12 protein-coding genes and 1 pseudogene are annotated in these 11,180 nt (G+C 68.7%); 7 read left to right on the top strand and 6 right to left on the bottom strand.

Annotation, left to right across the window (positions count from 1 at the left end; translation table 11 throughout):
* A pseudogene (locus ACWDAS_RS38060) lies at positions 1 to 189 on the top strand (hypothetical protein); the annotation flags it as partial.
* A gap of 117 nt (positions 190 to 306) precedes the next feature.
* Here the strand turns inward: ACWDAS_RS38060 and ACWDAS_RS38055 are convergent.
* Entirely contained in the window at positions 307 to 1,512 is a 1,206-nt protein-coding gene (locus tag ACWDAS_RS38055; protein ID WP_450400138.1) for a COG4705 family protein, read from the bottom strand.
* A gap of 164 nt (positions 1,513 to 1,676) precedes the next feature.
* Between ACWDAS_RS38055 and ACWDAS_RS38050 the strand changes: the two genes are divergently transcribed.
* A complete protein-coding gene (locus tag ACWDAS_RS38050; protein ID WP_450400135.1) occupies positions 1,677 to 2,510 on the top strand; it encodes a COG4705 family protein in 834 nt (277 codons plus the stop codon).
* A 343-nt stretch (positions 2,511 to 2,853) separates the two neighbouring features.
* Here the strand turns inward: ACWDAS_RS38050 and ACWDAS_RS38045 are convergent, their stop codons facing one another.
* Positions 2,854 to 3,639, bottom strand: coding sequence for a polysaccharide deacetylase family protein (locus ACWDAS_RS38045; protein WP_450400132.1), 786 nt, complete (start codon positions 3,637 to 3,639; stop codon positions 2,854 to 2,856).
* Positions 3,640 to 3,707: 68 nt separating this feature from the next.
* Between ACWDAS_RS38045 and ACWDAS_RS38040 the strand changes: the two genes are divergently transcribed.
* Both ACWDAS_RS38040 and ACWDAS_RS38035 read left to right on the top strand, forming a co-directional pair.
* The gene (locus ACWDAS_RS38040) at positions 3,708 to 3,866 is read left to right on the top strand and encodes a hypothetical protein (RefSeq protein WP_450400129.1); all 159 of its coding nucleotides are present in this window, start codon (positions 3,708 to 3,710) and stop codon (positions 3,864 to 3,866) included.
* A 71-nt stretch (positions 3,867 to 3,937) separates the two neighbouring features.
* On the top strand, positions 3,938 to 5,863 hold the full coding sequence (locus ACWDAS_RS38035; RefSeq protein WP_450400126.1) for a pentapeptide repeat-containing protein: 1,926 nt from the start codon (positions 3,938 to 3,940) through the stop codon (positions 5,861 to 5,863).
* Positions 5,864 to 6,027: 164 nt separating this feature from the next.
* Here the strand turns inward: ACWDAS_RS38035 and ACWDAS_RS38030 are convergent, their stop codons facing one another.
* From ACWDAS_RS38030 to ACWDAS_RS38020, 3 genes are all read right to left on the bottom strand, one after another.
* Positions 6,028 to 6,180, bottom strand: coding sequence for a hypothetical protein (locus tag ACWDAS_RS38030; protein ID WP_450400123.1), 153 nt, complete (start codon positions 6,178 to 6,180; stop codon positions 6,028 to 6,030).
* Positions 6,181 to 6,605: 425 nt separating this feature from the next.
* Positions 6,606 to 7,430 (bottom strand): hypothetical protein, encoded by an 825-nt coding sequence (locus ACWDAS_RS38025; protein ID WP_450400122.1) that lies wholly within the window; start codon positions 7,428 to 7,430, stop codon positions 6,606 to 6,608.
* A gap of 26 nt (positions 7,431 to 7,456) precedes the next feature.
* On the bottom strand, positions 7,457 to 7,765 hold the full coding sequence (locus ACWDAS_RS38020) for a PadR family transcriptional regulator (RefSeq protein WP_450400120.1): 309 nt from the start codon (positions 7,763 to 7,765) through the stop codon (positions 7,457 to 7,459).
* Positions 7,766 to 7,878: 113 nt separating this feature from the next.
* On the opposite strand from ACWDAS_RS38020, the gene ACWDAS_RS38015 reads away from it, so the two are divergent.
* Positions 7,879 to 8,895 carry a hypothetical protein gene (locus ACWDAS_RS38015; protein ID WP_450400118.1) on the top strand — a complete coding sequence of 339 codons (1,017 nt, stop codon included), beginning with the start codon at positions 7,879 to 7,881 and terminating at the stop codon, positions 8,893 to 8,895.
* 365 nt (positions 8,896 to 9,260) lie between these two features.
* Here the strand turns inward: ACWDAS_RS38015 and ACWDAS_RS38010 are convergent, their stop codons facing one another.
* Positions 9,261 to 9,491 carry a winged helix-turn-helix domain-containing protein gene (locus tag ACWDAS_RS38010; RefSeq protein ID WP_450400116.1) on the bottom strand — a complete coding sequence of 77 codons (231 nt, stop codon included), beginning with the start codon at positions 9,489 to 9,491 and terminating at the stop codon, positions 9,261 to 9,263.
* Between the two features lie 12 nt (positions 9,492 to 9,503).
* Here ACWDAS_RS38010 and ACWDAS_RS38005 point away from each other — a divergent pair, with 12 nt between their 5' ends.
* Together ACWDAS_RS38005 and ACWDAS_RS38000 are read left to right on the top strand one after the other, a co-directional pair.
* A complete protein-coding gene (locus tag ACWDAS_RS38005) occupies positions 9,504 to 10,424 on the top strand; it encodes a sensor histidine kinase (protein ID WP_450400113.1) in 921 nt (306 codons plus the stop codon).
* Between the two features lie 555 nt (positions 10,425 to 10,979).
* Positions 10,980 to 11,138, top strand: a complete 159-nt coding sequence (locus ACWDAS_RS38000) for a hypothetical protein (protein WP_450400111.1) — start codon at positions 10,980 to 10,982, stop codon at positions 11,136 to 11,138.
* Positions 11,139 to 11,180: the final 42 nt, after the last annotated feature.

Genomic DNA, 11,180 nt, shown 5'->3' with positions numbered 1-11,180 from the left:
AACGCGGTGTGGAGCTTCTGGATCGCGTACGTGCTGACCCGGCCCCTGGGCGCGTCGATCGGCGACTACCTGTCGCAGCCGACGGGCGACGGCGGACTGGGCATCGGCACCGTGGTCACCAGCGTCCTGTTCCTGGCACGCGAGGCTTGTCCCCCTGCCACCGAGCAGGGGGACAAGCCTCGCGGCTGAGAGGCCGCCGCGAGCCTCGGGAGCCGGCCACCGGGCCTGACGCACCAACGACCTGCCAGACGCAACGGTGTTGATGCTGACTGCCCCAGCGTCGGGGCAGTCGGTCATCGTACCTGGTCAGCCAAGCGAGGTGAGAAGCGTTTCGAGTACCTTGACTTCGGAGGCCTTGTCCGGGTTCGGAGTTCGCAGCGTGGTCAGGACCTGGTCGATTTCGCCGTCGAGGAAGTGCCAGGCCTGCCCGTCCTCGGGCTCGAGGGAGGGCTGGTCGTCGTCCCACGCGGTCTCGAGGTCGGTCACCCGGGCGGTCGCGGCTGCCTGATCGCCCGAGTCGAGCTTCGCCAGGGTGTCCGTGGCGATCGTGCGGAACTTCGCGATGTCGGCCGGAGGAAACGACGACGTCGCCTGGTCCGGGCTGAGATGGGCGGTCACGGGTGCGGGGGTGTCTTCTTCGCCGGCCGCCGCCGCGTGGGGCTGCTGGTGCGCCCAGACCAGAAGCGCCGCGGTCGCGACTGCCACGACGGCGAAGTAACCGAGCATGATCCGCTCACGCACCGGGTTCACGGCCCGTGGAGTGCGGGTCGGGTCAAGGGTCTCGATGACATCGCTGCGGCTGCGCGTGAGGTAGAGGACCGTGGCAAGGATCGCAATGAGGAAGATCACGCTGGTTGCCGCGGTGCCGAGGCCCAGTCCCCCATCGCCGCTGGGCGAGCCGAGCCAGTCACCGAGGTTGGCGCCGAGCGGACGGGTGAGGATGTAGGCCAGCCAGAAGGAGAGCACCGCGTTGGCGCCCAGGCGCCACGCGACGACGATCGCGATGATCAACCCGAGAGGAAGGAGCACGGAAACGCCCGCCGTCCAACCGGTCAGGTCCAGGGTCCAGTCCCCGGTCGCAGTGCCGAGGGCGAAGGTGACCAGGACCGCGAGCCAGTAGAAGAGCTCACGGGGGCGGGTGACGATGCTGTGGACCGAAAGGGTCCGCTCGCGGGCGTACCAAATCCCGAAGACAACAGCCAGAACGCCGGCGAACACGCTGGTACTCACCGCGAGGGGAACGCCTTGGCTGTCGGTGAGGATGTCGGTGTAAAGGGTGCCGGTCACGCTCACCACCACCACGGTGAGCCAGTACACGAGCGGGATGTAGCGTTTGGTACTGAGCTGCCAGCCCAAGACGCCGGCCAGAACGACGGTGAAGATCAATGCGGTGTTGATCAGACCGACACCGAGGCTCATGTTGATCCAGTCGGCAAAGCTTTCGCCAACCGTGGTGCACAAGATTTTGATGACCCAAAACCAGACCGTGACTTCGGGAACCTTGTTCAGCATTTCTCGAGAGGGCGTCCGAAGACTGTCGGACGCCGTTGTGGTCGTCATGTAACCCCTCACGTGCAACGGGTGACGGTGCGGAGGGGCGCCCCTCGCGTTTGCGCAAGGCTAGACCTTCTACAGGCGTGTAGACAAACACGCTGCGGGATCCGTAGGGTCGCCCGGTGACTTCGATTACTCGTCATGCCCGTTCGGGCAGCGCTACCGCAGGCGTACTCCGAGGCGCCGTTCGCGTTCCCGGAATCATCACCGCCTTCTGGATCGTCAAGGGATTGTCGACGGCGCTGGGGGAGGGGGCCTCGGACTATCTCGTCCAGGCCATGGCGCCGCAGCTCGCGGTGGTGCTCGGATTCGCCGCCTTTCTCGTCGCGCTCGTAGTCCAGTTCCGCCAGGCCCGATACCGGGCATGGACGTACTGGTTCGCCGTCGCCATGGTCGGCATCTTCGGGACGATGGCAGCCGACGTGATGCACGTGGCCCTCGGCGTGCCCTACACCTTCTCCAGCGTTCTGTACGCGGTGCTGCTGCTGGCCGTGTTCTGGCTGTGGCGTCGCGCCGAGGGCACTCTGTCGATCCACAGCATCGACTCCCCGCGCCGAGAGGCGTTCTACTGGGCGACAGTGGTCGTCACCTTCGCCATGGGCACCGCGCTGGGCGACTTCACCGCCTTCACTCTGCACCTGGGCTACTTCACCTCCGCGGCCGTGTTCGCAGTGCTGATCCTCGTTCCTACGGTGGGCTACCGATGGCTGCGCTGGAATCCGGTGTTCTGCTTCTGGACCGCCTACGTGATCACCCGTCCGCTCGGCGCGTCGATCGCCGACGGCCTGGCAAAGCCCCGCTCCGTCGGAGGTCTCGGCCTCGGCGACGGGCCGGTAACTTCGGCCCTGCTCGCCCTGATCGTGCTGATGGTTGCCTACCTGGCGGTGACCAAGGCGGACGTCCAGCCCGTGCACGAGCCCGCCGCCGCACCGGAACCGGCCGCCGCGCGCGTGTAGCGGGCAGGTACGGGACAGCGACGGCCCACCGGTTGGCAGCGGTGGAGCGGCGCCCGGGCCAAGGGCTGGGCCATCTCGCGGAGCGCCGGTCACGGTGCCGGCGCTGACGGCCGCTCCGTCGGGAAGACGGCCGATCAAGGCCCGCAGCAGGGTGGTCTTACCGGCGCCGGAGACTCCGGTCAGGGGGGCTTCGCAGGCCCGGTTCCAGTGCAGGTGATGCGGCGTCGTCGCGCACGCAGATCTCGACGCTTCCCGCAACATCTCCCGCGAGGTGAGTCACGCGTCCCGGTCACCACTCCGTATGTGACCAGACGCGGGATGCCGCGCGACAGCCAGCCGTGCCCTACCCGCTTGGCCCGGGCCCTTCAGGCCCCGGGTCAAGCGGGTCAACCATCTGCCCGCCCCCGCTCCGGTGATCACGCAGCGCGCCGACCGTGAGGCCACGCTCCTGACAGGTATCGAGGATGCGGGCCAGAGCGCCGAGGGCGGAGCGCCATGCGCCGGGGGCGGAGGTGCAGTCGGAGTCATGGAGAAGGATCGTTCCGCCCCCGCGCAGATCGGCGGTGACCGTGCGGTGTACGGACTGCGGGGTGGCGCGCGCCCTCCAGTCCTCGCCCCAGCAGGTCCACAGCACCGGGGTGAGCCCAAGACGGCGCGTGGCCAGATGCGCGGCAGTGGTCATCACACCGTACGGGGGCCGGAACAGCCGGGGCTGCCGGCCGGTGAGGTCGGCGACAAGGTCGCGGGCGCGGGCCAGGTCGTCGTGGGTGGCCCGGGGGCCGCGCAGCAGCAGTGGGCGGTGCTGCCACCCGTGGACGGCGATCTCGTGCCCGGCCAGGGCGATGTCGCGGACCAGACCGGGGGAGCGGCATGCCTGCGTGCCCAGGACGAAGAACGTGGCGCGCCCCCGGCGGGCGGCGAGCAGACGAAGGAAGAACGGCGTGGACAGCGGGTCGGGGCCGTCCTCGAAGGTCAGGGCCACGTGGTCGCTGCGGCCCTGCCCGGACAGGCGGGGCATGACGCGGTTGCGCAGCGGCCCGAAGGTGGAGACGACGGGCGCCGCATGGGCGGCCGCGAGAGCGGGCAGCGCCATGAGCGTGGCGGCGCGCAGGAGTCGGGAGGCGGTCACGGCTGGGTCCTCTCGAGGGCCGGTACAGGTGTGAAGTCGTCGGGGAGGCCTCCCACACGGCACAGCGCATGCGCACCCTGCTCGACGCGGGACCGGGCCGGGAAGCCGTACTCGCCCGCTTCGTCTCAGAATTGTCCAGCGAAGACGAGCGGATGCTGCAGCGACTGCTGACCGACAATGAGGGACATGACGGAACCGCTTCGCGCCGCTCACGCGCGGGGCAGTAAGCTCGGCCGGTTGAGACCGGCACAGCGCTTCCCGTCCCATCACGAGTGAACGACCGGAGCCTTCTTACAGAATGAGCCCAGCCGAGCCTCCCGTACCTCTGACACCTTCCTGGCCGCACTGCGGACACAACGCGACCCCCCTCGCCGACCCCATCGGCTGCCGTGGCATCCACGTCCCCGGGCACGCCGCGTGCCTGGCCCACCTGTCCGACACCGACCGCAACGCCTACTTCGCCGGCCTGGTCCCGGGCACGGACATCGATCACCGCGGCACCCCCTTCTCAGATTCACTCCTGTCCTCTCTCCTCAACGCCCTTCGAGATCCAGCCACCGGGAATCCTCACCTTGGCACCGCCCGGTTCGACGGGGCGCAGTTCTCCGAAGAGGCCAGATTCGGGCCGGCGCGGTTCTCCGGCACTGTCCGGTTCAACCGGGCGCGGTTCGCGGGTGCTGCCTATTTTATTGGGACGCGGTTCGGCGACATCGCCACATTTGACGAGGCGCAGTTCTCCGACGCTGCCTGGTTCTTGGGGGCGCAGTTCGACAGCGCTTGGTTCACCAGAACGCGGTTCGGCGACACCGCCAGGTTTGACGAGGCGAAGTTCGGCAGTGCCTGGTTCCCAGGTGCACAGTTCTCTGGAGAGACCTGGTTCGTCAGAGTGCAGTTCCCCGACGCGGCCAGATTCGACGGGGCGCAGTTTTCCGACCGCGTCAGGTTCCGCGGTGTGCATTTCGCTGGTGACGCAGGGTTCGGCGGGACACGGTTCGGTTCTGCCGAGTTCGGCGGGGTGCAGTTTTCTGGTGCTGCCGAGTTCGATGGCGCGTATTTCTCCGACGCTGCCTGGTTCAACGACGCGCGCTTCGTGGCAGCATCGAGTTTCGGTCCCATGGTGTCCAGCAACAAGATTGAACTGTCAGGTGCCGTGTTCGAGGTTCCTGTGACGCTGGAGATCGCTGCCCCCGAGGTGCGGTGCGTGAGGACACGGTGGGAGTCGACCGCGACCGTGCGCCTGCGCTATGCCACCGCGGACCTCAGCCACGCTGTACTGGCGTCTCCCATAGCGGTCACCGCCCACCCCACTCCCTTCACCACCACCAGAGACGCGGTGGACGAGGATCTCTTGGCCGGCCGCTCTGTTGGCGTGCGGCTGAGCTCCATACAGGGGGCGGACGCCGCGAACCTGGTTCTGACCGACACCGACCTCACCGACTGTCTCTTTTCCGGCGCCTTCCACCTCGACCAACTCCGCCTGGAGGGCCGCTGTGGTTTCGCCCCCGCTCCCACCGGCTGGCACCGTCGAGGCATGTGGCCAATACGCTGGACCCGCAGGCGTACGCTCGCCGAGGAACACCACTGGCGCGCACAGACTGCCGGCCAGTCAACTCTCCTCCCACCTGGTGCGCGCCAGTGGCGCCCCGGTCCACATCATCCCGATCCTCAACTCACCCCCGACCCTGAGGATGTCGCTGCCCTCTACCGCCAGCTGCGCAAAGCCTTCGAGGACGGCAAGAACGAACCCGGCGCCGCCGACTTCTACTACGGCGAGATGGAAATGCGCCGAAACGACCGGACCAGCACCCCATCCGGAGAACGCCGGCTGCTCTGGGGCTACTGGCTCCTCTCCGGCTATGGCCTGCGCTCGTCCCGTGCCTTCACATGGCTGCTCGCCGCGATGTCCTTGACCGTGCTGCTCCTCATGGGCTTCGGCCTGCCCAGCCACGATCCCGACCCTGCCACCACAGGAACGGTTCACGGCAGCAAGATCGCCCTCAACACCGCCACGCCCGATCCCACTCTCGATGGTGGCCTGCGACAACGCATGAGTTGGGCACGCGCCGAGAAAGCCACCCGTGTCGCCGTCAACTCCGTCATCTTCCGCTCGACCGGCCAGAACCTCACGATCGCTGGCACCTACGTCGAAATGGCATCCCGCCTTCTAGAACCCACCCTTCTGGCCCTGGGCGCCCTCGCCATTCGCGGACGCATCAAACGCTGAACGCCGCTCCGTGCTCTGTGCCAATGCCTGAGGCCGCTGGATACCTGATCGCGGCGTCAGCTTGAGGGCGACTTCCTGGGAAACTGCGGCACGAGAGTGATTTTCAGTGCCCCCGGGTCTCACGGGCACCCCTCCGCGTGGCGGATCGCGGTGGTCCGCCGGGTTCAGACGGCGGCGGGGAGCGGGTGCGTGCTTCGGTGCCGGCTGAGGGGGTGGTTGTAGCGGCGCAGCAGGAGCACGGTGGTGGTGGCAAGGCCGGTGAGGAGGCCGAACCAGGTGCCGAGCGTGTCCAGGCCGAGCGGTAGCCCAGCAGCCACGTCAACTTGGCCACCCCGGCAGTGGCCTTGATGGCATGGATGTCGCTCAAGCAGGTCAACATGGAGCGGTCCATCACGAGAGAAGGGCAGATCACCGACCGCTACAACGCTGCTGTTGAGAACTGGGTATCTCGGTAAAGACGACGCTTCCGGGGACTCTGACGCGGGATCCTGCGGTGGAGGAGAAGATCGCGCAGTTCGACACCGGTTCGGAACCCGCCTGCTGATGTCGTCGCTTTCCACATCGGCGAGATTTCCGCAGTTCCAGGTGAACTTCCAAGGCTCGGCTACATCGGATCCCCCTGCCGCCGCCTCTTGGCCGGCGTGGGTCAGTGGGGTGCCTACTGAAGGACGTCGTGACGAGGTACTGCGGGCTTCGTGCGTGCCTGCCGCACTTGGTGGACTGCGGTCTTGGCGGCCCCGTCTCACGGTGCGGAGCGCAGGATCGCCAGCCCGCGCCGACAGGAGATCGCCGCGATCGTGACGACCGCAGTGGTGACGGCGGCGTAGAGCGTCAACGGAACCGTCGCCCCATGGCCCGGCCAGAGCAGTTCGCTGGCCAGGGCCGCGCCGGTTGCCGCAGCCATCAGCACGACGGCACCGGCACCCGCCACGACCGCGATTTTCAGAGACGTTCCTTGCGGACGCGCGCGTGCCAAAGCGACTGCCGGGCCCGCAGCGCACGCCAGGGCAGTAGCCACACCCAGTGCCGCCAGCGCCAGAAACGCGATGGCCCCAAGAGCACGCCCTGGACGAGGGCCGACCATGGCGGAGGCCGCTGCCGCAGTGCCCAGGAAAGCGGGCGGGGCCACCAGCGGCCAGGCGAGCATGGTCAGGCTGCCGCGCAGGCGCCCCGCGGCGTGAGCCGCGGCCGGGACCGCCATGAGCAGGGGAAGCATGCCGAGCGCCAGCGTCACCGCCGAGGCGCCGCCGGCCAGGACGAAGCCGTCGTACCAGCGAGCCGCCTCGGAGCCGGCCGTAACGCCGGCGCTCCAGGCTCCGTCATGCGTGATCTTGGCGAACAGCACCCCACCCGCTGCCAGCACGCTCCATGCATACAGGACCACCGTCACCGTGGTCCGCAGGCGGGCGGGCCGGTCGTGAAGGCGGCGCGCGGGCCGGGCCCACGCGGCTACTGCGCCGATGGCGATGTCCAGCAACTGGCGTGGGCCGATGCGCATGTCGTCCAGGAGCGCGCGGAACTCCGGGCCGTACCGGGCCCGCCATGCCGGTGGGTACAGCAGCACCACCGTGTGAAGGGTGCGGCGGCGGGAGGTCACAGGTGTACTCCGGCCGCACCCAGGCGTCGCAGGCCCAGTTCGGCGACCTGCCGCATGCGCTGGGCCTGTTCGGCCAGCGCCGCCTGCCCGGCCGCAGTGATGCGGTACGGCCGGCGGCGGCCTTCGGCGGGCAAAGGCGCGATCAGTTCCTCGTCCTCCAACCGGGACAGGACGCCGTACAAGGTGCCGGGGCCGAGCGTGACCCCGACCGCGTCGGCGATGTCCTGGGTGATCGCGTACCCGTGCTTGGGCCCCTCGGCAAGGCTCGTCAGCACCAGTACCGCGGGGTCGTTCTCGGATGCCATGACCGGGCCCGCTCCTCACATTGGCGTCGCCGCTTCACTACACGATACTACGTGGCTCGTTATATCGTCCGGCGTAGTAGTTTTAGGAGGCCGAAGACGAGTGGAGGAACCACATGACACCCGACGACCCCCACATCACCAACGCCGGCAAGAAGCGAGGACGGCGCGCCACAGCCGCAGCGCTGCTGACCGCGGGGGTGTGCGCGATGGCCTTCACGGCCTTCGCTGTGGTCACCACCCAGGACAAGGGCATCCGCGCCACAAGTCCCTGGCAGAACGACCCCTACGACGGCGTGGTGTCCTTCACTGCGTTCCTGGTGCCCTTCATGGCCGGGCTCGTGGCAGTGCGCGCACTGCGCTGGCGCGACTCCCGCGGACAACTGTCCCGCCGGCGCCAGCTTCTGCGTGCCGCCTTCACCGCCCTGGTGATGATCGCCGCGACGGCCCTCACGGACTGGCTCGCCGTCGCCGTGCGTGCAGACCGCCACGCCTGGACAGGGACGACCGGCTGGCTGATCGGCGCCCTGGCCGCCCAGACCTGCCTGACCGCGGCCAGTTTGGCCGCCGTGCAGCGAGCCCTGCGCCTGCTCCCCGCGGCCACCGCACCAGACGATCAAAACGACTGGCTCGACGACCTGCCCTCACTGTGCCCGCCCGGCCTGATTGGCCTCGTCCGGCGGCACGTGACGGCTGTACTCGCGGGCCTGGCCTTGTTCACCGGTCTCGCCATCACCACCATGCAGGCGGTGGGTGAGGACTGGGCGAGCCCCCTGCTCTTCCTGACCGGCACAGCCATCGGGACCGGCGGTTTCTTCGCTCTGGGTGCGATCTGCAACACCGTTCTGCACATCGCGCATCCCAGCCCGCGCAACCGTCCCCCGGCCACGGGGCTCCGGAGGGCCGGCCGGATGGCCGTGATCGTAGCGGCTCTCGGACTGCCTGCCGCAGCAGTGCTGCGGGAGAGTGTCTGGCGGGGAGTCGGGCTAGCCGGGGCCGTCGACTCGCCCGGCCGGTTTGCGGCTGTCACCTTCGGTGGGGCACTGACCGTCGGACTGCTGGTGTTTTGCGTGCAGTTCGCGGCAACCGGGGCGGACCGGGGTTCGTCACGCCACCTGGACGACTTCTACTGACAGGCCGTCCGCTGGCGAGGGCCCAGCGGGAAGAGACACACCGAGCCGGGCCCGCTCGACGGCGCACGACACCGTCGCGCACATCGCCGGACTCCATCCCCTGGGAGGAGGATGATCGAGGAGTCTGCCAGCCGGGAGCGCCGTTCAGGCAGCCCGTGCATCGATCACTGGCCGCCAACGCGCAACCAACGACGCCTCCGCACCACAGCTGACCCGGCTACTCGAGACGTTGCGCCTGGTAGCAGGGCGGGCCCGCACCGGACATCGTCGGTTGAGGCGGTCGGCAGCAGGGTGTGGCTCCAGGAACATCAACCGGCGGCCCTGAAACCGCCGCCGCAGCACACTCGTGGCCGTCGGCCCGGGTGTCACTCGTCATCGGCAGGCCGCCCCGGTTCACGACCCAGGGGGAAGGAGACCTCAAGCCGGTATCCGTGCCCCCGCAAGGTGGTGATTTCCGGCAGGTTGATCCCTGCCTGGAGGACAGCGGCACTCTCGCTCAGCCGACGACGCAACGAGGCGATGGTGACATCGAGGGTCTTCGTGGGACCGAACCAGTTCCCGTCCCATACCTGCGCCATCAGCGTCTCCCGTGACAAGGCTGCCCCAGCATGCCGGGCCAGCAGCGCCAGGACTTCGAACTCCTTGGGGCGCAGACAGCGTTTTTCGGAGTGGTCCGGACTTCCGCGGACACCGGTGAGGTCTGGCAGCGGATCCTGCTGGCGTGCCTGGCACTGGCCGCCGTTGCCTTGTCCGCAGTGGGCGTGGCCCTGCTCGTCGCCCGGCACCAGGCCCGGGCACTGACCAGACCACTGGAGGCACTGGCCGCCACGGTCGCGCAAGTGACCGACGGCGACCTCACCGCCGGGGCGACACCATCGGGAATCGCTGAGATTGATCAGGTGGGAGCGACGCACAACGACATGGTCGAACGCCTCGGCGGTCTGCTCCGCCACGAACGGGAGTTCGCCGCCAACGCCTCCCACCAATTGCGCACCGCGCTTACCGGGCTGCAACTGGGACCGGAGACGGCGCTGTCCACTGCGGAAGCGGACCTGCGGGCCGCGACGCGCGAGGCCCTGGCACAGTCGCGATACCTTCAGCACACCATCGACGAAGTTCTCCAGTTGGCCAGGAGCGAAGCGTCCGCTCCGGGCGGCCCCGCGGTCCGCTGTGTCGGCGAGGTCCTTGAGCAGGCGGAACGCCGGTGGCATGGTCCGCTGGCCCAAGACGGGCGCCGTCTGACCATCGCACCGGAATCCGGAACCGCCCGGCTTGGCGTTCCCGGCCGTACCAGTGATCAGATCCTGGACATTCTGCTGGACAACGCCCACCGGCACGGACACGGCACGGTGCGAGTGACCGTGCCGGAACTGGGGGAGTGGTCGCCTTGGACGTGGAAGACGAGGGCACTCTCACGCTCGATCCCCACGACCTGTTCTCCCGCGGTACCACCACAGGCCGCGGCAGCGGCATCGGCCTGGCGCTTGCCAGAGAGCTGGCTGCTGCCGCGGACGGCCGGCTCACCTTGACCCGCGCGACCACCCGACGACTTTCACGCTGCTCCTGCCCCACCAAGGGGAGGACCCCGGCAGGCTGTCGTGACATCGGGCTGGATTGCGCTGCTGTCCAGCGCGACCGCAGAAGTGCCGGCCGGGACCGGATCAGGCGGCGCTGGTGCCGGTCGCGGCGTGTAGGTAGGCCCCGGGCGGTGGTCTCCTGGGCCCCCCGTCCCGGCGCTCCGGCGTGCCCTGCCGTCGCCTTGCCGTATTCAGGCTTAAGCTACAGCTCTTCGTCTACAATCCTGTAGACCTACGCTGTAGGGCGCCGTCAACGAGTGCCCGCTAGTCCGGCAAGGTCGCCAGCCATGCTCTGTGTGTCTGAGGCAAGGGGTCTTGCGTACGCAGGCCGTCGGTCGTCTGTGCGCGCGTTGCGCGGGAAACCCGGCCCGATAGTGACCTGAACCCGTCGCGGGATGCGTGCCCGCGTGCCGGAGGGCAGTGCGGGCGGCGAGCATCACAGTCCATCTACGACCCCTCCGTGACAGCCGTTCTCCAATCCGCGACGGCATCTCAGGAGGGACAGAGATGGAGAAACCGCAAACCCTTGCCCGACCCCCCGCCGGCATCGGCGAGACCGCAGGAACGTACGCGATCAAGAACCTGTTCCTGTTCATGGGCTACGCGTACCTTCACGAACGCCGCAGCACCGGAGCGCAGGGCGGGGGGTCTGCCCGGACGGTGTAGCGGCTCACCGGGACGGCCGGGCAGCCCCCTTGGCGCCGCCTC

The organism is Streptomyces sp. NPDC001070, assembly GCF_053598835.1.
Note: the sequence above shows the minus strand (reverse complement) of the source record. Positions and strands in the feature narration are given on the sequence as shown.

Coding starts and splice junctions, on each gene's coding strand:
- ACWDAS_RS38000 (WP_450400111.1), top strand. CDS start 10,980: ATGGAGAAACCGCAAACCCTTGCCCGACCCCCCGCCGGCATCGGCGAG.
- ACWDAS_RS38055 (WP_450400138.1), bottom strand. CDS start 1,512: ATGCTGAACAAGGTTCCCGAAGTCACGGTCTGGTTTTGGGTCATCAAA.
- ACWDAS_RS38005 (WP_450400113.1), top strand. CDS start 9,504: ATGCCGGGCCAGCAGCGCCAGGACTTCGAACTCCTTGGGGCGCAGACA.
- ACWDAS_RS38020 (WP_450400120.1), bottom strand. CDS start 7,765: ATGGCATCCGAGAACGACCCCGCGGTACTGGTGCTGACGAGCCTTGCC.
- ACWDAS_RS38035 (WP_450400126.1), top strand. CDS start 3,938: ATGAGCCCAGCCGAGCCTCCCGTACCTCTGACACCTTCCTGGCCGCAC.
- ACWDAS_RS38015 (WP_450400118.1), top strand. CDS start 7,879: ATGACACCCGACGACCCCCACATCACCAACGCCGGCAAGAAGCGAGGA.
- ACWDAS_RS38040 (WP_450400129.1), top strand. CDS start 3,708: ATGCGCACCCTGCTCGACGCGGGACCGGGCCGGGAAGCCGTACTCGCC.